Origin of the sequence: Intrasporangium chromatireducens Q5-1 (assembly GCF_000576575.1) — a bacterium.
Taxonomy (GTDB): Bacteria; Actinomycetota; Actinomycetes; order Actinomycetales; family Dermatophilaceae; genus Intrasporangium_A; species Intrasporangium_A chromatireducens.
This window is the reverse complement of sequence record NZ_AWQS01000049.1, coordinates 1-23,283: the sequence shown is the minus strand read 5'-3', so window position 1 is coordinate 23,283 and position 23,283 is coordinate 1. Positions and strand designations below refer to the sequence as shown.

Below are 23,283 nucleotides of genomic sequence, written 5' to 3'. Positions count from 1 at the left end.
CCCTTCGACGGTTTGTGGCCCTTCGACGGTTTGCCGACGGTGCCGACGCGACCACCCGCGCCCGGACGGGAAGCGTTGCGGTCGTGGTGGCGCCGGAACGTGCTGAGGGACAGGTCTGCCCGCAGGCGCTGCCACCAGTTCCGTTGGGCACGAAGCCGTTTGCGTGCCGTCTCGACGTCCGCCCAGAATGCCGAGACCTGCTCGTCGGTCGGTTCCGCGATGTCGAAGACGTGCCTGTCGGCCGACCGGGCGAGCGGGACGAGGGCAAGGGCCCGGCGGCGCTCGAGGACCGGGTCCGGCGTCTCGTCGACCACCCGAGCGGGGGCGCCCATGACGGCGCCGTCGACGACGGGGCTCGGTCGCTCTGCTGCCGGGCCGGTCACCTGCTCCTCGAGGGCGTGAGCCTGCTCCAGCCGCGTGCCCTTGCGGGGCAACACGATTCGAAGGTCGTGGGCGGTGTCGATGATCTCGCGCCAGCCTCCGGTGACCCTTGTCGCGGTCGGTCCCGACATGCGGCGCTGTCGCCGGCGCACGGCCTTCGCGAGCCGGATGACGCCGTAGACGAGCAGGACGAGCAGGACCGGACCACCGACGAAGAAGATGAGCCAGCGCAACCAGTCCGGCCAGTTGTCCGGGTTGAGCGGGTTGTCATCGTCCTTCTGCGGTCGGTGCAGCTGAGTCGCGTTCTGGGCCTGGTCGGGGCCCTGGAGGACGCTCGGCGGGTTCTGCGCAGCGGGAGGCGGCACCTGGACGCCCGTCTTCTTCTCGTCCGACTTGCGGATGACCTGGTCCGGTTGCTTGTTGTAGTCGGGCAGGAACTGCTTGGGCAGGATCGGCTGCCACGTGCCGGTCGCGGTGCGGACCTCGACCCAGGCGTGGACGTCCTTGCCCTTGACGGCGCCGCCGGCCTGCGGGATCGCGCCGAGGACGACCCGGGCGGGGATGCCGAGGCGGTTCGCGGCGAGCGCGAGGGCCGAGGCGTACTGCTCGTCGTTGCCGGCGAGCTGTGTCGACTTGAAGAACGTGGCCATCCGAGCGAGGGAGTGGCCCGGGAGGAAGACGTTCTGGTACGTGCCCGGCGGGCCGCCGTCGGTGTAGGCGCCGTCCTGGAGCGACTTGGCGATGGCCACGACCTGTGCCCACGGGTCGTCCGCCGAGCGGGTCCACTGCTCGACGCGGTCCTCGAGGAAGGTGAGCGGCTGCGTGTCGACGAGGGTGCCGGAGTCGAGTCCGACCTGCTTGGGCAGTGAGCCCGTCCCGGCCGGCACCCGCGCGGTGATCGTGTAGCGGTCGCCGGGGGCGAGCTTGACCGGGAGCACACCGGTGTTGGTGTCGACGTTGAAGCGCAGGTCGCGGCTCAGCTGGTCGGCCCGGCCACCGCGGAACTCGATGCCGGTGACGTCGCCGACCGTCGGCAGCCAGACCTGGTCGTAGCCACCGGCCGGGACCGAGACCGTCGCGGTGACCTCCTCACCGGTGGCGTCGGGGGTCGCGATGTGGCTGCCGACCTTCCGGAAGCTGGAGCCCTGGTCGCCGTCACCCTCGTTGGCGTAGTTGCCGGCGCCCCACACCATCCCGTCATAGGAGTCGAGGGTCGCGAAGCGCAGCGGCGTGCCGGGGGGCAGGCCCTGCACGGTGAGCAGGGTCCGGTCCCACAGCTCGGCCGGGTTTGGCTTGGTGTACTGCCGGAAGCCGGCGAGCGGGCTCGGGTAGCGCGAGACGTCGGCGGGCGGCACGAGGCCGGTCCGGAGCACGGTCCGGTTGCCGTCGTCGGCGCCGGGCAGGTGCGGCCCGAGGAGGAAGCCGCCGGCCGTCGCGAGGCCGAGCAGCACGGCGGTCGTGACGCTGCGGGTGGCGCGCCCGGCGCCGTTCTGCAGCGCAGGGCGGTTTCGGTTGCTGCGCAGCGCCGCCCAGCCGATCGCGGCGAGGGCGAAGGCGGCACCCTGCAGGGCGTACGACGCAGGCGTCAGCGTGCCGAGCGTGATCGAGGCGACGAGGAGAGCGATCGGCGCCACGAGCGCGAGGAGGGCGCCCGGCCATCGCCGGGCAACGCCATACGTCAGGGCGGCGCCGACGAGGCCGAAGAGGAAGGGCAGCGCCATGTAGGGGCCTTCGGAGTCGACCGGCGGGAGGGCCGTCAACAGCTCCTTCCAGCCGGGCACGGCGCTGTGGACCAGGGTGCGGAACGTCGTCATCGACGGCAGCACGCCACCGATGAGGTCCTCGCGCACAGCGATCGGTCCGGCGAGCAGCAGGTAGGCCGCCGCGACGGCCACTCCGGTGAGGAGCCCGGGCCAGCGGAACGTCGCGCCGACGTGGGCGACCACCAGGCCGATCACGAGACCGGCGAGGCCGACCCAGAGCCAGCCGAGCCCGAAGTACGTCGTCCGGAAGCCGATCAGGGCGAGCACGACGAGGACGACGGTGAAGCCGGCATCGACGAGCTGCGGGGCACCGGGGCGCAGCTGTGCCACGCCGCCCCTGAACCGCTGCCCGAAGGTCGGCCCGGCCTCGCGGAGCGTCGGCGGCGACGGGATGGCGGTGCTCATGCTTGACGTCGCGCCTCTGCCCGACGCTCCGGGCCTCGCTCGTCCCTCGCTCGTGTCCTCACGCCGGTCGGCGCTCATGCGACCCCCGCCTGCAGCAGCATGCGCAGCTCCTCGAGCCGCGCGAGCGTCAGGATGGTGAGCCCGCCACCGTGCCGGATGCCGTGCGTGGCTCGTGGGTCGACGACGACGACGATCTTGGTCACCTCGGGCGGGAACTGGGCAGCCGCTCGCTGCAGCTCGACGAACGGCCGGTGCGGTCCGGTCACGATGAAGCAGGTGCTCGTGTCGGGAGCCAGCTCGGCGGCGGCGAGCGCCGAGGCGAGCAGGTCGACCGGACCGGGGACCACCCGCGACATCGCGTCGAGGCCCACCTGCGGCACGGTCTGCCCAGCGGACTGCTCGCCGCAGACGATCGTCACATCCTGCTCGTCGAGGGCGACGCGGACCATGATCGAGCTGCCGACGGAGATCGCGGCCTCCACATCGGCCTCGATAGCACTGGGCGCGTTCGCGGCGTGGATGTCGCGCTCCTGCGCCTCGACCCGATCCGCCCGCAGCGTCCGACCTGAGCGCCCGTGCCCCGACCGGTACTGCTCGGGGTCGGGATCGACGATGATGCAGACGTGCGACCGCCTCGTGTCGAGGAACTGCCGGACGAGCAGCTTGCCGGCCTTCGCGGAGGAGCGCCAGTGGATGTGGCGACGGTCGTCGCCCGGCTGGTACTCGCGCAGGGCGTGGAAGGCGAGGTCGCTCATCGACACGTCCTCGGTGGTCGAGCCCTCGAGGTCGCGCAGCAGCCCGGCGCCGAGGGACTCGAGGGCGACCGTGCGCGGGTGGACGAACAGCTCGGTCTGCTCGGTCCACTGGAGGGTGCGGCGCATCAGCCCGAGCGGGTCGCCCTGGACGGTCGTGGCCGGCCCGATCTGGATGACGCCGCGACGGCTCGTCGGGACGACGAAGAGCTCCTCGTGCGCGGTGCCGGACGTGAGCGGGGGCAGGACGAAGCGGGCGGCCGACAGGCCGACCGGCAGCTCGACGAGCAGGGGCAGCATCGGCGCCCGGCCGGCGTTGCGGACGATGACGCGCCCGGTCGCCGGCTCACCGACGATGACCCGGCGCGGGTCGACCTCGGCGTCCACGGTGACCCGCGTGCGCCCGAGGGCGAGTACGAGGCAGACGACGACGAGGATCAGCGCCGCGGCGGCGACCATGAGCAGCTCGGTCCAGCCCCAGTGGGCGCCGATGAGCCAGCACGCCACCCCGAGGGCGAGGATCGCCCAGCCGAGCGGCGATACCCAGCGCAGCACGCCGGCGACCGGCCGCCACACCGGACGTGCCTGCTCGGCGACATGCGTCAGCGTCTGCGTGAGCGGCTGGGTGACCTGGCGGATCCCACGGCTCGTCGTCCCGGCCACCTGGCTCACCGTCGAGGTCGTCCGTGACTTTGCCTTGGCAGCCCGACGGTTCCGCGGAGCCCCGGCGGCGCCGCCGGTCGCCCCGCCGGTCGTCCCGCCGTTCGCGGCCCCGGTCGCGCCGTCTGCGGCCTCGGTCTGCTGTGTCATCGCTCCACCCCGGTAGCGCCCGTCGTCACACTGGTCACGCCGACGCGCGCTCGGCGGGTGGCGTGATCTGCCCGAGGATCTGGTCGATGACCTGCTCGACCGTCGTCCCGGCGAACTGAGCCTCCGCCGCGAGGAGCAGGCGGTGCGACAGGACCGGCTCGGCGAGCATCTTGATGTCGTCGGGGATGACGTAGGTGCGCCCCTGCGAGGCCGCCCACGTCTTCGCGCACCGGACATAGGCGAGACAGCCGCGCACCGAAAGGCCGAGCTTGAGCGACGGGTGCCGCCGCGACTCCTCGGCGATCCGGCTGACGTAGCCGAGGATCGCCGGGTCCACGTGCACCTCGTCGGCCAGGCGCGCCATGTCGACGATGACGCTGGCGGCGATGAGCGGCTGCAGCTGCTTGGCGCGGTCACGGGTCTTCGCGTCGGCGAGCACCGCGATGGTCGCCTCGTGGTCGGGGTAGCCGACGCTCGCCTTCATGAGGAACCGGTCGAGCTGCGCCTCCGGCAGCCGGTAGGTGCCCGCCTGCTCGATGGGGTTCTGCGTCGCGATGACCATGAACGGCTCACCGACCGAGTGGGCCTTGCCGTCGATGGTGACGCGGCCCTCCTCCATCACCTCGAGGAGCGCTGACTGCGTCTTGGGCGAGGCACGGTTGATCTCGTCGGCGAGCACGATCGTGGCGAAGATCGGGCCGGGGTGGAACTCGAAGGCCTGCTTGCTCGGCTCGTAGATCGTCACACCGGTCACGTCCGACGGCAGCAGGTCCGGCGTGAATTGGATGCGGCTGTGCGTGCCCTGCACCGTCGCGGACAGCGCCCGCGCGAGCTGGGTCTTGCCCGTGCCGGGGTAGTCCTCGAGGAGCATGTGCCCCTCGGAGAGCAGGCAGGTGAGCGCGAGGCGGGTCACGTGCTCCTTGCCGAGCACGGCCTTCTCGATGTTGCCGACCAGCTGCTGGAACGTGTGGGCGAACCAGGTGACTTGGTCCTGGGTGATGGGACTCGTCCCGCTCATGCGTCTCGTCTTCCTGTCGTGTCGTTGCGTCGATTGCGCGTATGCCGCTGAGCTCGCTCCCGCCGCGGCGCGCGGTCCCGTGGGGGGCGTGCCATCAGCCACCCCACGGGTTCCTGGTGAAGGAGTCGGTGCCGTTGCTGCCCGTGCACGTCACCTTCACCCAGCCGGTCGAGAAGCCGTAGAACTTGCCGGAGGTGTTGGTGCCGTTGCCGGGCTGGATCGACCCGTTGGTGCCGTCGTCGCGGTTGTAGGGCCAGCCACCCTCTCGGCTGTCGAACGTGCAGTAGATCGAGGCACCACCCTGGAAGTTGCTGAGGTGGTACTGGATCCACTGGCAGTCGCCGCTCGAGCAGCCCGGTCGCAGGCCGGTCGCGCCCGTGGGGCGCACCCAGTCGACGGTCGGCTTCGGCGGTGGCGGTGCCGCGTTCGTCGTCCCGGAGACGTAGGCCGTCCACGGCCCCCATCCCGAGTCCTGCGCCTTCGCGCGGACCCGGATCTTCTTCGTCGTCGAGTAGCCGAGCCCCCCGATCGTCGTCGAGTGGGTGCCGGAGCCGACGACGGCGTTCTTGTCGCCGTCGATCTCGTAGTTCGTGATCGCCCGACCGTTCGAGGCCGTTGTGCCCCACGACCAGGTGATCGAGTTGTTGTCCTTTGAGCTGACCCGCAGGTTGGGCACGCCCTGGGTCGGGCCGTAGGGGTGGAAGGTGACCTGGTTGGACCACGGCGAGCAGTTGCCCGCCGTGTTGCAGGCCCGGATCTGCATCGTCTGCTGGCTCGTGCCGAGGTTCGTCGCCCGACCGCCGGACATGCCGGACGTGTAGCTCCACGACCCGCTGCGGCCGGACGACGTCTGCCACCGCACGGAGGAGTAGCCGCTCGAGCGGGGCGAGCCGAGTGAGAACGTCGCGTTGGCGGCGTAGTCCGAGCTCGGTGTCGTCACCGACTTCAGGGTCGGCGTCTCGGGGATGCCGTCCGCTTTGTAGGAGGAGTAGTTCGCCCGGTCCGACGTCGCCGGGCCCCCGTTCGTCGCGGTCACGGTGTACTGCACGGTCTGGCCGTTGTAGGGGATCGTGTCGCTGACGACCCGGGACTCTCCTCCGGAACGGCTGCCGATGTGGGTCCACTGGCCGCCCGAGCCGGTGCGCCGGTAGACGTCGTACTGCGTGATCGGCGGCCCGTTCGGGTCCACGGCGGACCACGAGACGCTCACCTGGGCGTTCGCGGCCCCGGCCGTCGGTGTGCGCGGGGCCAGCGTCGGCGCGGGGACGTTGGCCGGCTTGCCGAACGACTGGGCCTTGACCTCGGGGCCGTAGGGGCCCCACCCGGCCTTGTTCCGGGCCTGGACCCGGATCCGGTAGGCGTCGTTGTTGACGAGGCCGGTCAGCTCGGCGGACAGGCCCGGCGCGGTTACCTTGCGCGTGCCCGTCGCACCGGCGTGCCCGCCGATGTTGACGTACTGCACCTGGTACTCGAGCACCGCGCTGCCCTCGTTCTTCGGCGGTGTCCACCGCACCGTGAGCTTGCGGTCACCGGGCGTGACGTCGCTGATGGGAACCGCCTGCGGTTTGGTGTCCGGCTCGACGACGTTCGACTCCGGGCTCCAGTCCGACCAGTCGACGGCGTTGCGGGACCGGACCGCGAACGTGTACTGCTGCCCGTTCGTCAGACCCTCGATCGTGCACGGCGAGCCGGTGCACTTCTGGGTCGGTCCACCCTGGGTGCGCACCTCGTACTCGAGGATCGGCAGGCCGCCGTCATAGGCGGGCGGCTGCCAGTCGACGCGCGCGCTGCCGCCCTGGATCCGGTCGGCGACCGCCACCGGGGCGCCGGTCGCGTCCGGCCGGCTGCGGACGGTCACCGTGATCTGGCCGACTGCGGAGGGCCGACCCGGCGCGTCCTTGACTCGGACGTCGATGCGCCCGTCGTTGCGGGCCTGCTCGGAGGCCTTGACCGTGACGGAGCACCCGCTCGTCGACACGGACAGGCCGGTGCCGCTCGTGACCTGGGCCGACACGAGCTCACAGCTCGGCGCGCCGAGCGGGCTGTCGAGGTACTGCGCGAGGTTGACCGTCTCGCTCGTGCCGGCGATGAGGCCCTCGATGTGGGCCGGGCGCAGGGTGGCGATCGGCGGGGCACTCGTGACCCGGACGCGGAGTGGGAAGGACTCGGTGCTGCCCTTGGCCTTGACGGTCACCACCCCGGTGGAGCCGGCCTTCGCCGCGGCCTGGGCCTTGAGGACGACCGTGCGTCCACCGGCGCCCTGCTGGCTCAGGTCGACCCGGTCGATGCCCTGGGCCCACGTCGCCTCGTAGCGCGCGGTGCTGCCGTCCATCCCCTCGGGCAGCCACGCGTGGCAGAGCCGTGGGATGTCGACACTTCGGGACGGGCCGTCCGCGGCGAGCTGCACCTCGTATGCCGGGCAGCGCAGGACGGGCACATCGGGACCGATCTGGACCGGGACCGTCACGTAGGTCGTCTGGGCCGTCTTGTCGCCCGGCGTCTTCGCGTTGGTCACCTCGAGCATGAGGGCGGCCGGTCCGACATACGACCCGAGCGAGGTGAGCGTCAGCTGCGTCGCGGAGTCGGCCTGCTGCTGCAGGAAGTCCTTGGGCGACGTCGAGACGGTGTCGGGGGAGGTGAGCGACACCTTCCCGCCGCGCGGGTCCACCACGTAGTCGGCGAGGTTGACCTTGACCGTGGAGTCGGCGTCCATCTTGATGGCCTTGCCCTGCACCACGTAGGGCAGGCCGTTGTCCCCGGCCGGCACGTAAATGAGGGCCATGGCCGTCGCACCGTCGGCGTCGGCGATGACATAGGGAACGACGCGCGCCTCGGGCCGCAGCGTGATGCGGACCTTGTTCTGCTCGATGACCGCTCCGTCGCCGACGACCTTGGTGATCTTCAGGCTGGCCCGGTCACCGTCGAGGTCACGATCGTTGGCGAGGGCGTCGACGAGCACGCTCGTCTCGCCGGGCTTCGGCTCGGCCGTGTCGTCGACCGCGATCGGCGGGTTGTTGAAGTTCTTCTGGCCGCGGACCGTCACCGTCGACCGAGAGGGGTCGAACAGCCCGTCGGTGATGCCGTAGGTCATCACCTTGGCCGGGCCCTCCGGCGGTGTGACCACCTTGAAGGTGTCGTCCTTCTGCCGTGTGAAGTCCTTGAGGACGTCCGACCCGTTGAGCGCGGTGAAGTCCTCGAACTTCACGACGTCGCCGGGTGAGATGAGGTCGTTGGCCAGCAGGTCGACGTGGACCGTGCGGCCAGGCGCGGCGACGACGTCGTCCTCGACGGCGACCGGGGGCTGCGGGTCGCCCGGCTGGACGACCCCGACCCGGATGAACCCCTCGCTCGTCGCGCCGAACCGGTCGCGCAGCTGGTAGTGGATGACCTCGGTGCCGGCGCTGCGCGGGTAGGCCTCGTAGCGGATCGTCGCCGCACCGAAGCCGAGGACCCGGCCGTACTCGAGGTCGACCGCCGCGCCCTGCTGCCCGACGATCCCCCCGACGAAGGTGAGGTCACCGTCGGGGTCGACGCCGCTCGTCGGGACGGTGATCGTGATCGTGTCACCGGCCGTGACACTCGCCGAGAAGCTGCGCGCGGTCGGCGGGCGGTTCGGGTTCTTCACCTTGTCCGGCAGCGGGTTGACCGTCACGGTGACGCGTCCCGTCGCGGCGCGGGCCCGCAGCCCCTCCGGATAGACGCTGTACTCGATCGTCGCCGTCTGCGCAGAGGTGATCGCCCCACTCTCGGGGACGTAGCGCACGACGCTGCCCGAGGCGAAGGCCTGGCCCCCGCCCTGCACGACCTTGACCCCGGCCGGGTCGAGCTTGAGCGGGATCCCCTCGGTCATCGAGTCGTTGTCGAGGACGGGGACCGTCACTGCGTCGCCGACCCGGACGACCGCCTCGTCGTCGACGACGGTGGGGCGCACGCTCTTGCCGAGCGGCGGCTTCTGCACGACGGTGAGCTGGCCGACCGCCGACTTCGTGCCGTCGTTGATGGTGTAGCTGATGACGCCGCGGCGTTCCTTCTGGTCACCGAGCGGCGTCGTCGACTCGACCCGGACGTAGCGGCCCTGGAAGACCGAGGTGCGCAGCCACGCCTCGCCCGTCTCGACCTTCTGCACGACGATGACGTCGCTGCGCGGGCTGTAGTCGTTGGACAGCACGTCGACGAGGACCGGCGACTGTCCGCGCAGCACCGCGCTGTCCGGGGTCGCGACCGGCGGCAGGTCGTCGCCGGGCGCGGCATAGAAGTCGACCCGCACCCGGCCGACGGCGACACCGGAACCCGACTGAGCGGCATACGTCAAGGTCGACGTGCCGGCCGTCTGGCCGGTCACGGTCAGCACACCGGTGTCGGTGTTCGTGTCGATGACGAGCTGTCCCGGGCCCTGCACCTCGGTGGCGAGGCGCAGCCGCGCCTCGGGGTCGGTCGGGTCCGCGCCGGGGATGTCGTTGCCGAGCGGCTGGAGCTGGACCGGCTTGCCCACCACGCCGCGGATGACGTCGGGCTGGGTGCGGGGCGCGACCGCCTTGTCGTCGTCACCGAGGACGGTCAGGGCCGCGCTGCCCTTGGCCGTGCCGCCGTGGCTGTCGTCGACGACGTAGCCGACTTCCTGCTGGCCCGCCGTGTCGTTGGCACGCACCGTCATCGTGCCGGCCGCGTCGACGCCGACGGACTGGTCGACGGGCTGGATCTGCAGTGGGTCGTTCTCGGCGTCGCGCCAGTCGGCGAGGACGCCGACCTTGACCTGGCCGTTGCGGACCACCGGGTACTTGGTCTTCGCGAGCTTGGCGCTGCCCTCCCGCAGCTTCGGCGGCGTGTTGACCTCGGGCCCGACGACCTCGACAGTGACCCGGGCGGTGGCCCGCCCGCTCTTGGCGCCCGTGCCGTTGTTGACGGTGTAGTCGAAGGAGAAGCGGTTGCTCGCCGGCTCGTCCGGCACCGTCACCTGGATCGTCTGGCCGTCGGCTGACGGGGCGGCGGTGATGCCGTCGACATCGGGCTTGGTCACGTCGCCCGGGGCGATCGACAGGATCGAGCCGGAGCTGTCCGAGTCGTTGTCGAGGACGTGCAGGGTCGAGGTGCGCCCCGGCCGCACCCGCATCGTGTCGGGCTTCGCCTCCGGCGGGGTCTTGCTCACCTCGTCGTCGATGAGGTTCTGGTCCTTGCGCTTGTTCTTGTTGTCCGTCTGCGGCGGCGGGATGACGGAGTTCCAGTTGTCGATCTTGACGTGGTCGTCCTCGACGTCCCAGACGTCGCCGGTGTCGAGGTCGTTGAGCACGATCAGGCCGCGGTTGACGCGCAGCCGGACACCGTCGACCCGCGGCGCGGTGACCTTGCTCGGGCCGAGGTCGACCGTGGCGCTCTGCCCCTTGCCCGCACAGTTGCGGCCGTAGAAGACGACGCTCGAGGTGGCCCAGGCACCGTGGATGCACGCGCCGAGGTGCACCGGCGCGGTGAGCAGGAGATCGGCGCCCGGCTGCGCCTGACCGACCTTGACCGCCGGGGCCTCCGATGGGGGGTCGGCCGTGATCGGCACGCTCGTCAGGCCGGCGGCGTCCGCGACGACGACGTAGGGCGCATCCGGCCCGGGCTGCTGCAGGGCTGCGTAGGCCGGCGACCCCGGGTCGCCGGTGCGACCGGCGGAGAGCTGCGCGGGCGCCTCGAGCCCGTCGGAGTAGAGCCGGCCGGTCATCGCGTCGAAGACGACCCAGTGGCTGCCGACTGCTGTGACCTGTGCGGACTTCGACGAGAAGCCGAGGCTCTTCACGACCGGCTTGACGAAGCCGGTCCGGGTCGTGCCGATGACGGCCAGCGTGCCCTTCTCCGCCGAGAGGGCGTACACGGTGCCGTCCTGCCCCACGGCCACGGCCGCGTTGCCGCCGACCGTGGTGAGCGGCTTGGCCTGGGTCTGCAACTGGTCGAGGCCGCTGACCCCCGAGTGGTTGTCCACCCGCTGCGCCCGGACCTGCCCCTTGCCCGGGTCGACCATCGCGATGGTCCCGCCCCGCAGGTCGACCGGCGGTGCGGTGAAGACCCGGTTGCCCGTCGCCGGCGTGGCCGTCGGCAGCACGATCGACTGCGACTCGGCCAGGGTGCCCTCGGCCGGGTTGATCGGCGTGATCTGGTTGCTCGCCTTGGAGTAGCCGACGACGGCCCCGCCGTCCTGGAAGATGTCGAGGCCGGAGCCGGGCGAGCCGTTGGACAGGACGCCGGCGTCGAGCTGGCGAGCCGCCTGGTTGATCCGGCCGAACCGCGCCTGGGAGGAGTTCGTCACCCAGATGCCGCCGTCGTTGAGGTCGGCCTTGCGCACGACCTCACCTTGGGACCGGGTGGCCACCCAGATGAGCAGGCTCGCGACGAGGGCGAGGACAACCGTGCTGGCGATCCCGACGCGGCGGCCGCGCGCGCGGGTGGATGCGGAGCTCACCGGGCCGCTCCGGCCTCGGCCTCGGCGCGGCTGGTGTCAAGCAGGTCGAGGTCCTCCTCGGTGACCAGCTTCGTCGACAGGGCGTGCTCGACGAGGCGGGCCTTGCGGTTCGTCGCGAGCTTGCCGACACCGCCGTGCAGGCCCCGGGTGCCGTTGTCGGCGAGCTTCTGGCAGACGTTGTCGAGCTTGCGGTTGAAGCGCGTCAGGGTCCAGCCGAGCCGCTCCGCGGCTGCGGCCGATGACGGGATCTGGCTCGTCCCGGCCTCGCGGCGGCGCAGGAAGGGCTCGCAGAGTGCGACGACGAGCAGCTTCTGGTCGGGCGTGAGGTTGACCCGGCCCACCGTGGCCGCGCCGGTGTCGTCGCGGAGGGCGTCGCGCACCGGCTCGGCCGACACGCTCGCGAAGGCCGGACTGGCGACGTGGACCTCGAAGTCGTACGTCGTCGGGCCCGCGGTGAACCACACGACGAGGCGGGGCATCGCGAGCGGGATGCGGGCACCGGGGTTGAGCCAGGCCTGGAAGAGCCCCTGGTCGTCGGCGACGGTGGCGGTCAAGGTGGAGCCGGTGTTGGACAGCCACCAGAAGCCGTTCTCGTGGGAGACGACGAGGAAGGTGCGGTGCAGATAGGGGTTGTCGTCGATCTCGACGTCGCCGGAGCGCCCGATCGTGAGGCCCTGCTGGGGCGAGACGGCATACTCCTCGCCGCAGAACACCACGGTCACCTTGCTGTGGATCACGGTCAGGTCCCCTATCACCTGTCGTCAATCGAACTGGCCCTGTCGCACCCATCGGCCGTGGGCATGGGGCGTTAGCTGTGGTTTGAGCGGATTGTCACTATTGCGCAGTCTCGCATCGCGGATCGGATACTGGCGAACCTTGCCCGTTGCGGTTGACCTTCACGACGGCGCACAGCTTTGTGCCCGGCTTGGCCTTGATGGTGTGCGTCGTCGTCTTGACGAGGATGGGGTCGGCCCGCTCGGCGTCGCTCGAGGTGGGACCGACGTAGAGCCGGAAGGTGTCGACCTTGGACGGTGCCGGGTAGGACCAGCGGAAGGTGACCGACCCCTTGCCCGAGGCAGCCTCGAGCGTCGGCGCCGTGAACACCCCGTCGCCGATCGCACTGTCGTCACCGGGCATGGACACCGTCGCGACGGGGTCGGGCTGTGCGGCTGGTTCCTGTGGAGCGCCGTCGGGCCGCAGCAGGAGGAAGACGACGAGGCCGAGCAGGACGGCCAGCCCCGCCGCCAGGCCCCAGACGAGGGCCGGCGACGTCGCGCGTCGTGCCGACCCGCCCGCCGCGGCACGGTCGGCCCCTGCTGGTCCGTGGTCCGGCGGGGCGTCCGGGACGGCTGCCCGCCGGACGGTGGTCTCCTCCGGCACGTCGAGACGGGACGTGCGACCGGAGACGACGGGGTCGGTGGTGGCCTGCGAGCGCAGCGGCGCGGCTGCGCCCGACTGAGGGCGAAGAGCGGGAGCCGGCGGGGAGCCGGGAGCCGGCGGAGGCGCCATACGGACGCTGGGGTCCTCTCCACGACGACGGGTCGCCTCGTCGACGGAGGTTTGGGTTGGCTGGGCGACGACCGTCTGCGGTGCCTTGATCCGGGTGCGGTCCTCGTCGTCGGCGACGGTGCCGCCGGGGCCGGACGCCTGGCTCACGAGGGTCGTGTGGCCCTGCTCGTCGAGGACGACGATGGGGGTGCGGGCCAGGCGCTGCTGCTGCTCCACCGCCTGCAGGGCCCGGGCGAACTCCAGCGCGGACGCCGGCCGGTGCGCGGGGTCCTTCGCCATCGACTGGGCGAGGAGCCGCTCGAGCCCCGCCGGCACATCCTGCCGGCTGGTCGGCGGCACCGGGGTGCTGCGGATGCGGGGCATGAGCGCGTAGGCGCCGTTGTCGCCGCCGGGCACCTCGAAGGGAGAACGCCCCACGAGCAGCTGCCACAGCGTCGCCGCGAGGGAGTAGACGTCGGCCCGCTCGTCCCCGTTGCTCTGGCCGTAGAGCACCTCGGGGGGTGCCCACGGCACCGAGACCCCGACGTCGTCGGTGTTCTCCGGCTCGAAGTCACCGGCCCGCCGGCCGCGCCCGGCGATGCCGAAGTCGGTGAGGCCGGGAGCGCCATACGTGCTGATGAGGACGTTGGCCGGCTTGATGTCGCGGTGCGTGATGTGCGCCCGGTGGGCCGTCTCGACGGCGCTGGCCAGCTGGATCCCCATCCGCAGCACGTCCTCGACCGAGAAGCGCTGCTGCTTGGCCCGGGCCGCCAGGTTGGGCGGCGGGTAGTACTTCATGACGAGGTAGGGACGGCCGTCCTCGGAGGTGCCGGACCGGAAGACCTGGACGATGTAGGGGTGGTCGCCGAGCTGGGCCATCGTGTCCGCCTCGTCGACGAACTGCTGCCGCAGCGCGTCGGTGAGGCCCTCCGACTTGAGGACCTTGACGGCGACCGGCATCCGGGGGCTCTGCTGCTCGTAGAGGTAGACGTCGGCATAGCCGCCCGAGCCGAGGGGCTGGACGAAGACGAGACCGGGGATCTTCGGCGGCGCGCCCTTGCGGGGCGGCTTCACGAGCCCACCTCGTAGGTGAAGGACACCTCGTCGGCCATCGAGACGACGGACCCCGGCTCGAGGGACTGCTGGTCGTTGGCGCGCAGCCGGACCGGGGACTCGCCGGGCAGCGCGACGGTCGTGCCGTTCGTCGTGCCGAGGTCGCGGATCAGCACGTGCCAGCCCTCGACGAGGACCTCGACGTGGTTGCGCGAGACGTCGCGGTCCGGGCTCGGCACCTTGACGACGTGCGGCTGCTCCTCGGGCGGCAGGCCCTCGGCCGGCTTGGGGGCGCGGCCGAGCAGGACGTTGCGGTCGAGCGTGACGATGTCGCCGGTCGACAGGCGCAGGATGCCGAGGGCCGGGCGGGGCATCTCGAAGGGCTCCTGGGCCGGGATCGGCTGGCCGCAGACCCGGCAGCGGTTCGCGTGCGGGGGGCTCGGGTGGCCGGAGGTGCAGAGGACCGCCATGACGCGGGGGCCGGGTCCGTCGAGGGCGGCGTTGCGGGCCGCGAGCAGGGCACTGCGGTCGACGGTCAGCTCGGCGTCGTCGGGCTCCGCCGCGATGGTGTCGTGGACCGGCTCGGGCGGGGACTGCCGTGCCGGCGGGGCGGGCAGGGGCTCGGTCGCCGGTTCGGCCACCGAGGGGGTGGGCGCCGACGTGGTGGGCGCCGACGGCGGCGGGCTCGATGGGATGGGGGCGGCGTGCGGAAGGAGCACCGGCGCCGGAGGTGGGCTGTGACGTCCTGAGAACGCCGGTGCCGCCTCGGCGGCCTGCTCCGGCTCGGGCGCCGTTGGCCTCGCCCACGGCACGGACGAGATGAGACCGCCCGGGGCCGGCTGCGGCGCCGCCGTGGCCGGCGCGGATGCCGGTCCGACCGGAGGCGTGGCGGTCGGCGGAGCCGGCTGCGTCCCGGGATCGGTGGGCTGCGTCCCGGGATCGGTGGGCTGCGTCCCGGGATCGGTGGGCTGCGTCCCGGGATCGGTGGGCTGCGTCGCGGTCGGGGCCGGCGGCGAAGGCGCGGGCGGCTCCGGTTCGTCGTCGACCGTGTCGTCAGGGGCGGCCCGGGCGAGCAGCCGCCGGTGCTCCTCAGCAGTCACGGTCCCGCCGAAGAGGTAGTCATACGACGGCGTCGTCGGCTCGTCGCTGCCCGGCTCGTCGCTGGCCCGCTCGTCGGCCAGGTCGCCGTCGGTGGGCGGCTCGTCGTGCGCACGCTTCTCCGGCGCAGCGGGCCGCGCGGACCAGGTCGACTGCACATCGCGTGCGGAGTGGTCGTCCGCACGACTGCCCTCGGCTGCGCCGTCGGTGCCGTCCGCCTCTGCGGTCGGCTCCGGTCGACGGCGCGCAGCAACCGGCACGCCGCTGCCCCAGGCGGGCAAACTCTGCGCCTCGCCAGCGGTCCGCGGACCGGGCTCGGTCGCGGTGGTCTGCTCCGGGCGTCGCCAGCTCTGCGTCCAGCTCGAGGTCGCGGCCGGACGCGGCGCGTGCGGCGCAGCGCCGCCGAAGGTCGGGACCGGCCGAGCTCCGGGTTCCGGCCCCGGCCCGGCGGCCGGAGTCGGCGGCACAGAAAGGGCAGCTGACTGGGCGGGCGACGTGCCAGGCGCCGGGGCGATCGAAGTGTCCGCGGTGGGCGCCGGGACAGGCGGTGCAGCCGACTCAGCCGAGGCCGCAGCAGGCGCCGGGACAGCCGGGGCACTGGACTGCTCGGCGTCGTCGAGCACGCGCAGCTCGACGCTCTCGGGATGCTCGTCGAGCTCGAGGTCGGACCAGACGCGCGGGCTGGTCGGGCGGAACTCGCGCTCGGAACCGTCGGCCAGCACGACGCGGGCCGCTACTGGCCCGAACGCGACAAGGCGGGTGCGTGGCTGCCAGTGCACACCGACGAAGTGGTGCGCCCGGCGCATCCCGCCGGTCGTCAGCACGTCGATGACGTCATCGAGGTCGCCGCCGTCGGCCGCGTCGCTCGCCGCGAGGGTGCGCTCATCCTCCTCGTCCAGCGCGATGAGCAGGTGCATCCCCGGGCCGCCGATGTGGGTCCACCCGTCCGGGGCCCGCTGCACGGTGACCGATGGCCCGCTCATCCCTGACTTACTCCCCTGTCGACCTGCGTCCGCGGGGTCGTGTCCTCGTCGAGGTCGGACTCCATCCCCGGCAGGGCCACGACGATAGCAGTGACGTTGTCGCGGGCCCCGGCTTCGACCGCGCGGCGGACCAGCTCGTCCGCCGACTGCTGGACGTCGTCGACGCTGGTGAGGACCTGCTCGAGCTCGCTCGGCGCCAGCTCGTTGGAGAGCCCGTCGGAGCAGACCAGGAAGCGCTCCCCCGCGTAGGGCGGGAAGACCCAGGTGTCGACCTGGCCCACTGGCTCCCGGCCGAGCGTCCGGGTGACGATGTTGCGCCCCGGGTGGTGCCGCGCCTCCTCGGGCGTCAGCTCCCCGCGCTGGACGAGCTCCCACACCTCGGAGTGGTCGACGGTGACCTGGCGCAGCTCACCGTCGAGCAGCCGGTAGACGCGCGAGTCCCCGACGTTGAAGACAGCCCAGTGCGGCGACCCACCGACGTGGACGATGGCCACCCCAGCCACCGTCGTGCCCATCCCGGTCTGCTCGGGGTGGTGCGCCGCCGACGCGAGGATGCGCCGGTTCGCCTCCGCCACCTGAGCGATGACGTCCCGCGGGTGCAGGACCTGGCGCTGGTCGAGCTCGAGCAGGGTCTCCGCCGCGATCGAGCTGGCGACCTCTCCGGCGGCATGGCCGCCCATCCCGTCGGCGACGACGAAGACGGAGCGGCCCGCACGCGCGCAGTCCTCGTTGTGGGCGCGACCGCCGACGTGCGAGGTGAGGCCGACGAGGACGCCGGGGAGGAGGGCGTTCACGGGCGCTCATCTCCCTCGGGCTGCCAGGGCGAGACCGTCGTGGTCAGGAGGACCTTGCGGACCAGGTCGTAGTCCTGCTCGGCGGTCGGCCCACCGACGGCTCCCGTCAGCTGGACCAGCCACCGAGGACCGGTCCCGCCCTCCGGCTCGACGACGTGGAAGAGGTTGGCCTGCAGGATCGTCTCCACCTCGTCGTCCGGCCAGCTGGAGTCCAGGCCGACGAACTCACGGTCACCCAGCTGAGCGGCATACGGCTCGGAGGCGTGACCTGATCGGGACCGCGCCATCTCGCGCATCCGCGCCATCGGCGCGTCGACCCCCAGCCCTGGCGCGTAGGCCTCGACGTTGACGACGACGTTCGGCGCGAAGGCCTGCTCGCGAGGCAGCTTCGCTGCGAGGAGCAGGCCCGGGCGGTGGACCGGGACCCAGCCGTCCGGCACGTCGAGGCTGACCGTCGGCGGGCCCGGGAACTGCACGCTCGGATGGGTCAGGGTCGTCATGGTGTCCTTTCGTCGGCCCCGTTCGGCAGGGTCGGGCCGCACCGCAGTCTTGCACCTGGGCAGGGGTGACGGTCGAGTCAGCGCCGGTGCGATCACCAGCCGAAGACGTTCTTCAGGCCATGGCCGAGAACGTCGCCGGTGCTCGTCACGCCGTGGACGAAGCCGCCGCCGTACCTGCTCACGTCGTTGATCACCTGCTTCGGCTCGACGTCGACCGCGAACTTCACGCCCCCGCCGACGCCGATCGCGGCGCCCACGTCGACGTCGGCCTTGATGTGGTTGAAGTTGGCCTGCACGTCGACCTTGGCGTGCCCCCCGATGCCGGCGTAGACCTCGCCACCGACCTTGCCGGTCACGCCGGAGACCCCGAACTCGCCGTCCGCCCCGGCCTTGGCACCGGCGAACGCGTCGAGCCCGGCTTGGGCCTTGACGCCCTCGACGCCGATGCCGACCGAGCCGTTGGCGGATGCCTCGGCCCCGGCCATCGCGTGGCCCGCGACCTTGGCGTGGAGCGGTCCGAGGTTCGCACCGCCCTCGGCCGAGACCTTCGCGCCGACCATCGCCTCGGCCTGGCCGCCGACGTTGAGACCGTCCTTGCCGATCGACGCGGAGCCCGTCGCGTTCGCTTCTGCGCCGACCGCGGCGTCCGCCTTGCCGTTCAACCCGAGTGCCCCGAGCTGCGTGGAGCCGTCGGCGTGGGCCTTGAGCGCGTAGGCGCCGGCGCCCGCCGTGGCGGCCGCGACGAGGTTGCCGTCCTTGACGCTGACGTCCCAGCGGCCGTCCGTCTCGGTGCCCCACAGCTTGACGTTGGCGTGGTCCCCGCCGACCGTCTTGGCGTAGTGCTCGGAGTTGAGCCCGTCGATGTCCACGTTCTTGCCCCAGTCGGGGCTCTTGCGCCCGTCCTCCCACTCGTTCTCGCCCCAGGCGTGCGAGTGGGTGCTCTTCAGGCCCCACTCCGTCTCGTTGAACCGTCCGAAGAGCGTGGAGTCGCGGCGGCTCGTGGTGCGCGAGTGCTCGCCGTTCGCGTCGACGTGGCCGCGCGTCGTCGACGTCTCACGGGACTCGTAGAGGTTGGGGTTGTCGGCGGCGTTGCCGTTGTGCCGGAACTGCGTGGTGCGCGTCGTGGTGCGCCCGTCCTCGCCGTCCAGCTCACCCTGGGTGCGCTCCGTGTCGTAGCGCGAGTAGGGGCCGTACTGGGTGCGGGTGTGCGTGCCACCGTCGGCGTCGCGGTTCGTCCGCGACCACGGCCGTTTGCCGCTGAACGCGGCGCCTCCGGCGGGCGTCCACGTCGTGCGGCCGGCGTGCGCCGTCGACCGCTCGTCGCTGGTGCGGCGCTGGGCGGAGACGTTGCGGTCGATGGTGCGCGCCATGTCGTCGAGCCGGCCACCGAGGTGGGCGAGCGCCGGGGCCGAGGTGGACCGGTACTCCTGGATGAGCCGCTCGAGGTTGCCGCCGGCCCAGTTCGACCCGAGCCGGTCCACGACGCGGGCGACCGTGTCGCGCACGGCGTCGACGTCGTGCTTCGCGCCCCGGATGCGCCCGGCGGCCCGGTGCAGCGCCTCGGGGTCCATGCCCTTCTTGTAGGTCGTCACCGCGCACCCCGATCGTCGCGGGGCTCTGCCTCGAGCGACCCGTGCCACGGGGCGACCCGCAGGGTCCGCAGGATGTCGCGCACGAGCCCGTAGTCGTGCTCGGCGCTGGCGGCGCCGACCGTGCCGGTGACGTGGACCAGGTCCTCGCCGGCGTCGTTCGACCTCGGGACCAGCCCGAAGAGGTGCAGCTGCACGACGGTGCCCGCCTCGTCGTCGACCCAGGAGAGGGGTCGGCCGACGAAGTCGATGCCGGAGATGATCGCCTCGTACGGCTCGCCGACCTCTCCGTCGCGCCGCTCCGCGGCCGTCCGTTCGAGCAGGTCGAGGACGCTCAGGATGTCGAAGCCGGGCGCCTGCGGCTCGCTCGTGACGACGATGTTCGGGTTGAAGACGTCGGTCGGCTCGGGCCGGATGGCGGCGAGGAGGGCCCCGGGCACGTCCAGCGGCTCCCAGCCCTCCGGCAGCTCGAGCCGCGCGCGGGGACCCCCCGGGAACTCGGCGCTCGGGTACGTCAGCCGTGCCATCGTGCCCCCTGAAGCCTCGTGAGTGGTGTGTTGCGAGCAGCGTACGGGTGGCACGGGCAGGGGGCGATGGGGAGAACTCCCCGCGGTCGGACCGTGGCATCGGCTTTCCAGCCGGTGCTGGATTCCGGAGCGCATCCGCCCCGCCGGACCACAACTTTCCAGCCGGTGCTGGATCTTGTATGCCGCTGAGGCTCAGTTGCTGCGCTGCGCCCACCAGGCGAGCAGACGCTCCCGCGCTGCGTCCTTGCCGATCGGTCCCTCGTCGAGCCGCACGGACAGCAGGTACTTGTACGCCTCGCCGAGCACCGGGCCCGGCTTGATCCCGAGCACCTCGGCGATCTCGTTGCCGTCGAGCTCGGGCCGGACCCTGGACAGCTCCTCCTCGGCCGCAAGCTTGTCGATGCGGGCCTCGAGGTCGTCGTAGGCGGCCGACAGCCGCTGCGCCTTGCGGAGGTTGCGGGTCGTCGAGTCGGACCGGGTCAGCCGGTGCAGGCGCTGCAGCAATGGCCCGGCGTCCGTGACGTAGCGACGCACCGCCGAGTCGGTCCACTGCCCGCCGCCGTAGCCGTGGAAGCGCAGGTGCAGCTCGACGAGCCGCGCCACCTGCTTGACCGTCTCCTTGTCGTAGCGCATCGCCTTGAGCCGCTTCGCGGCGAGCTTCGCGCCGACGACCTCATGGTGGTGGAAGGACACGCCACCGCCGGGCTCGAACCGCCGGGTCGCGGGCTTGCCGATGTCGTGCAGCAGCGCGGCGAGCCGCAGGACGAGGTCAGGCCCGGGCACCGACTCGGGGGGGCCGCCGGCGGGTCCCTCGAGGGCGATCGCCTGCTCGAGCACGGTGAGGGAGTGCTGGTAGACGTCCTTGTGCCGGTGGTGCTCGTCCACCTCGAGGCGCAGCGCGGGCAGCTCCGGGATGAAGATGTCGGCGAGGCCGGTGTCGACGAGCAGGGTGAGCCCGGCCCGGGGCTCGGGCGCGAGGAGGAGCTTGCTGAACTCGTCGCGGATTCGCTCGGCCGAGATGATCTCGAGGGTCGCGGCGCGCTCCTGCATCGCCCGGCGGACCTCGGGCGCCACGGTGAAGCCCAGCTGCGCCGTGAACCGCGCCGCCCGCATCATCCGGAGCGGGTCGTCCGCGAACGACTCCTCCGGCGGGGCCGGGGTCCGCAGCCGGCGCGCGGCGAGGTCCGCGAGGCCGTCGTGGACGTCGACGAACTCGAGCGACGGCAAGCGGATCGCCATCGCGTTGACGGTGAAGTCGCGCCGGACGAGGTCGCCCTCGATCGAGTGGCCGAACATCACCTCCGGCTTGCGCGAGGTCCGGTCGTAGGTGTCGGCGCGGTACGTCGTGATCTCGAGCATCCGGGGGCCCTTGCGCAGCCCGATCGTGCCGAACTCCCGCCCGATGTCCCAGTGGGCGTCGGCCCAGCCCGTGACGGCAGCGAGGATCTCGTCCGGCAGGGCGTCGGTCGTGAAGTCGAGGTCGGGCGAGGTGCGCCCGAGGAACGCGTCGCGGACCGGCCCGCCGACGAGCGCCAGCTCGTGCCCCGCTGCCGCGAACCGCTCCCCCAGCTCGGTCAGCATCGGCAGCACCGGCGCCAGCCGCGCGACGGCACCTTTGAGCAGCGCGACCTGGGCGGGCGGGGCGGACGTCGGGTGGTCAGGCACGCACCCAGCCTAGGTGAGCGGCATACATCCGTATGACGCTGAGCCCGCCCCGCGCGGAGGGCCGGCGCCGCGCGGGTCAGGACCTCGAGCCGACGAGCAGCCCGGTGCCGACGCCCTTGGGCTGGGGGCCGACGGCGATCCCCGCGACGACGCCGGCGTGGTCGGACGGCCACCTGGGCGCCGTCGCCGCGACCGGCTCCACGCCGACGCGGGCGGCCGAGGTCGGCACCACGTCACCACGGGTCACCACGTAGTCGATCCGCTCGTCGAGCTCGCCGCCCGCAAGGTTGCCGGCGCGGCAGCACGTGTAGCCGGGGTCGCCCGGGTGCAGCCCGGTCCACGCGTCAGCGAACCCGCCCTCGTCCATGAGCACCGCGGCGCCCTGGAGCAGCGGGTTGTCCCGACGGGAGTTGAGGTCACCGGCGATGACCGTCGGCATCCCGGCCGGCAGCACCGAGAGCAGCTCGCGGGCCTGGTCGCTCGTGTAGTCGTGTGGCATCGGGCCGAACCCCGGGTAGGCCTCGAAGTGCGTGTTGACGAACCGCCACGTCCTGCCCCACGACTTCACGTCGACGTAGACGTAGCCGCGGGCGAAGTCCACCGCGCCGAGCAGCGTCGGGAAGACGAGCTGGCTCGCGTAGTGGGCGGCGCCCTTGTCGAGCACCCGCACCTCGGGGGTGCCGGCGTCGGCGTTGACCAGGATGACGTCGCGGTCGGCGAAGCGGGCCGGCAGCGGCGCACCGGCGAGCTGCACCGCCGAGTCGAAGTTCGTCTGAGTGACGGCGACGCGGTAGTGCAGGCCCTGCGCCGCGAGCGCGTCGATCACGAGCTGGGTGAAGTCGTAGGTGATCGTGCCGCCCGCCGGGGTCTGGATGTGCCACAGCGCGGCCTCCTGCAGCCCGACGAGGTCGGGTCGCTGGGCGGCGATCTCGTCGGCCACCCAGGCCATCCGCTTCGGCGGGTCGGAGGCGACGACCTGGCCGAGGATCGCGCCGATGGCCATCTGCACAGCGTCTGGTGTCTTGGCACTGACGAGCGGGGTGAGGTCGGCACCGAGGTAGAGATTGCGGGTCATCCCCTCGAGGTGGCGGCCGGGCATGGCCTGAGCCGCCGACGGGGGCGCGGCAACGGCACCCGTGGCGGTGCCGACGAGGAGTGCGAGTGGCAGGGCGAGAAGGGTCGCGAGGAACCGTCGGACACGAAGACGCAGGGCAGGTCTCATGCCCTCCGATTGTCCTCGGCGCGGGCGGCCGTGGGAGCCGATCGGGCGCAACCGGGAGACGAAACCGGGACGAAGCGCGCGTAGCGCCCTCCGCCTCGGCTGAGCGGGAGGCCACGCCCCCGCGCGTGCGGGTGGGCGGCATACCTTCTGTATGCCGCTCAGCCGGCCCCGCGCGGACCTGACGCCACGCTGGGGACGGCTCATGGACTGGCTGGCTAGGGTGGCGATGTGACCGCCCTCCCCCAGCCTGTGCCGACCCCGGGCAGTCGGCTGCCTGCGGTCGAGGAGCGGTCGGCGGGCGGGATCGCGGTGCGGATCTGCGACGGTCTCGCCTTCATCCCCATCATCGCCCGCCGCAACCGTGCGGGGCGAGTCGAGTGGTGCCTGCCGAAGGGGCACGTCGAGCCCGGGGAGACGCTCGTCGAGACCGCCGTGCGCGAGGTCGCCGAGGAGACCGGCATCGAGGCTCGGGTGCTGATCGAGCTCGGCACGATCGACTACTGGTTCGCGACGGCGACGACGCGCGTGCACAAGTTCGTGCACCACTACCTGCTGGAGGCGATCGGCGGCGAGCTGACCGTCGAGAACGACCCCGACCGCGAGGCAATCGACGCGGCGTGGACACGGCTCGACGAGGTGCACCGCCGGCTGACCTTCCCCAACGAGCGACGGATCGCGCAGGCGGCCTGGCACCGGCTGGCAGGCGACGCGTGAACCCATGGCGGCGGGTCCTCGCCGGACTCGGGGCCGCACTCCTGCTCCTGCTCGCGACGGTCGGCGGCGCCGCGGTCGCCGAGCC

The 23,283-nt window shown here is 72.3% G+C and carries 14 protein-coding genes; 1 reads left to right on the top strand and 13 read right to left on the bottom strand.

What is annotated here, in order from left to right; all coding sequences use genetic code 11:
- From N864_RS08335 to N864_RS08275, 13 genes are all read right to left on the bottom strand, one after another.
- The coding region (locus tag N864_RS08335; protein WP_051518352.1) for a transglutaminase TgpA family protein at positions 1-2,549 on the bottom strand (2,549 nt) is incomplete at its 3' end.
- A gap of 74 nt (positions 2,550-2,623) precedes the next feature.
- Positions 2,624-4,111 carry a DUF58 domain-containing protein gene (locus N864_RS08330; protein WP_034715578.1) on the bottom strand — a complete coding sequence of 496 codons (1,488 nt, stop codon included), beginning with the start codon at positions 4,109-4,111 and terminating at the stop codon, positions 2,624-2,626.
- Positions 4,112-4,145: 34 nt separating this feature from the next.
- Positions 4,146-5,129 (bottom strand): AAA family ATPase, encoded by a 984-nt coding sequence (locus N864_RS08325; RefSeq protein ID WP_034715576.1) that lies wholly within the window; start codon positions 5,127-5,129, stop codon positions 4,146-4,148.
- A gap of 94 nt (positions 5,130-5,223) precedes the next feature.
- Complete coding sequence (locus tag N864_RS08320; protein ID WP_034715574.1) at positions 5,224-11,565, bottom strand: Ig-like domain-containing protein; 6,342 nt, start codon at positions 11,563-11,565, stop codon at positions 5,224-5,226.
- Positions 11,562-12,302, bottom strand: a complete 741-nt coding sequence (locus tag N864_RS08315; RefSeq protein ID WP_081793553.1) for an FHA domain-containing protein — start codon at positions 12,300-12,302, stop codon at positions 11,562-11,564. The genes N864_RS08320 and N864_RS08315 overlap by 4 nt, the downstream gene beginning before the upstream one ends.
- 97 nt (positions 12,303-12,399) lie before the next feature.
- Positions 12,400-14,127, bottom strand: coding sequence for a serine/threonine-protein kinase (locus tag N864_RS08310; RefSeq protein ID WP_034715572.1), 1,728 nt, complete (start codon positions 14,125-14,127; stop codon positions 12,400-12,402).
- Complete coding sequence (locus N864_RS08305; RefSeq protein ID WP_034715570.1) at positions 14,124-16,187, bottom strand: FHA domain-containing protein; 2,064 nt, start codon at positions 16,185-16,187, stop codon at positions 14,124-14,126. The genes N864_RS08310 and N864_RS08305 overlap by 4 nt, the downstream gene beginning before the upstream one ends.
- Complete coding sequence (locus N864_RS08300) at positions 16,184-16,981, bottom strand: PP2C family protein-serine/threonine phosphatase (RefSeq protein ID WP_034715568.1); 798 nt, start codon at positions 16,979-16,981, stop codon at positions 16,184-16,186. The genes N864_RS08305 and N864_RS08300 overlap by 4 nt, the downstream gene beginning before the upstream one ends.
- Positions 16,978-17,481 (bottom strand): hypothetical protein, encoded by a 504-nt coding sequence (locus tag N864_RS08295; RefSeq protein ID WP_034715566.1) that lies wholly within the window; start codon positions 17,479-17,481, stop codon positions 16,978-16,980. The genes N864_RS08300 and N864_RS08295 overlap by 4 nt, the downstream gene beginning before the upstream one ends.
- A 92-nt stretch (positions 17,482-17,573) precedes the next feature.
- Positions 17,574-19,073 (bottom strand): WXG100 family type VII secretion target, encoded by a 1,500-nt coding sequence (locus tag N864_RS08290; protein ID WP_034715565.1) that lies wholly within the window; start codon positions 19,071-19,073, stop codon positions 17,574-17,576.
- A complete protein-coding gene (locus N864_RS08285; protein ID WP_034715563.1) occupies positions 19,070-19,597 on the bottom strand; it encodes a hypothetical protein in 528 nt (175 codons plus the stop codon). Before N864_RS08285 ends, N864_RS08290 begins: the two co-directional genes overlap by 4 nt.
- Positions 19,598-19,789: 192 nt before the next feature.
- The gene (locus tag N864_RS08280; protein ID WP_034715561.1) at positions 19,790-21,262 is read right to left on the bottom strand and encodes a CCA tRNA nucleotidyltransferase; all 1,473 of its coding nucleotides are present in this window, start codon (positions 21,260-21,262) and stop codon (positions 19,790-19,792) included.
- 76 nt (positions 21,263-21,338) lie between these two features.
- The gene (locus N864_RS08275) at positions 21,339-22,484 is read right to left on the bottom strand and encodes an endonuclease/exonuclease/phosphatase family protein (protein WP_051518351.1); all 1,146 of its coding nucleotides are present in this window, start codon (positions 22,482-22,484) and stop codon (positions 21,339-21,341) included.
- A gap of 228 nt (positions 22,485-22,712) precedes the next feature.
- Here N864_RS08275 and N864_RS08270 point away from each other — a divergent pair, with 228 nt between their 5' ends.
- Positions 22,713-23,198: an NUDIX hydrolase gene (locus N864_RS08270; protein WP_051518350.1), complete on the top strand. Its 486-nt coding sequence runs from the start codon at positions 22,713-22,715 to the stop codon at positions 23,196-23,198.
- Positions 23,199-23,283 lie beyond the last annotated feature (85 nt).

Excerpts from the sequence above, each read along its gene's own strand:
- N864_RS08330 (WP_034715578.1), bottom strand. The coding sequence starts at position 4,111 with ATGACACAGCAGACCGAGGCCGCAGACGGCGCGACCGGGGCCGCGAAC.
- N864_RS08325 (WP_034715576.1), bottom strand. The coding sequence starts at position 5,129 with ATGAGCGGGACGAGTCCCATCACCCAGGACCAAGTCACCTGGTTCGCC.
- N864_RS08305 (WP_034715570.1), bottom strand. The coding sequence starts at position 16,187 with ATGAGCGGGCCATCGGTCACCGTGCAGCGGGCCCCGGACGGGTGGACC.
- N864_RS08295 (WP_034715566.1), bottom strand. The coding sequence starts at position 17,481 with ATGACGACCCTGACCCATCCGAGCGTGCAGTTCCCGGGCCCGCCGACG.
- N864_RS08285 (WP_034715563.1), bottom strand. The coding sequence starts at position 19,597 with ATGGCACGGCTGACGTACCCGAGCGCCGAGTTCCCGGGGGGTCCCCGC.
- N864_RS08275 (WP_051518351.1), bottom strand. The coding sequence starts at position 22,484 with ATGAGACCTGCCCTGCGTCTTCGTGTCCGACGGTTCCTCGCGACCCTT.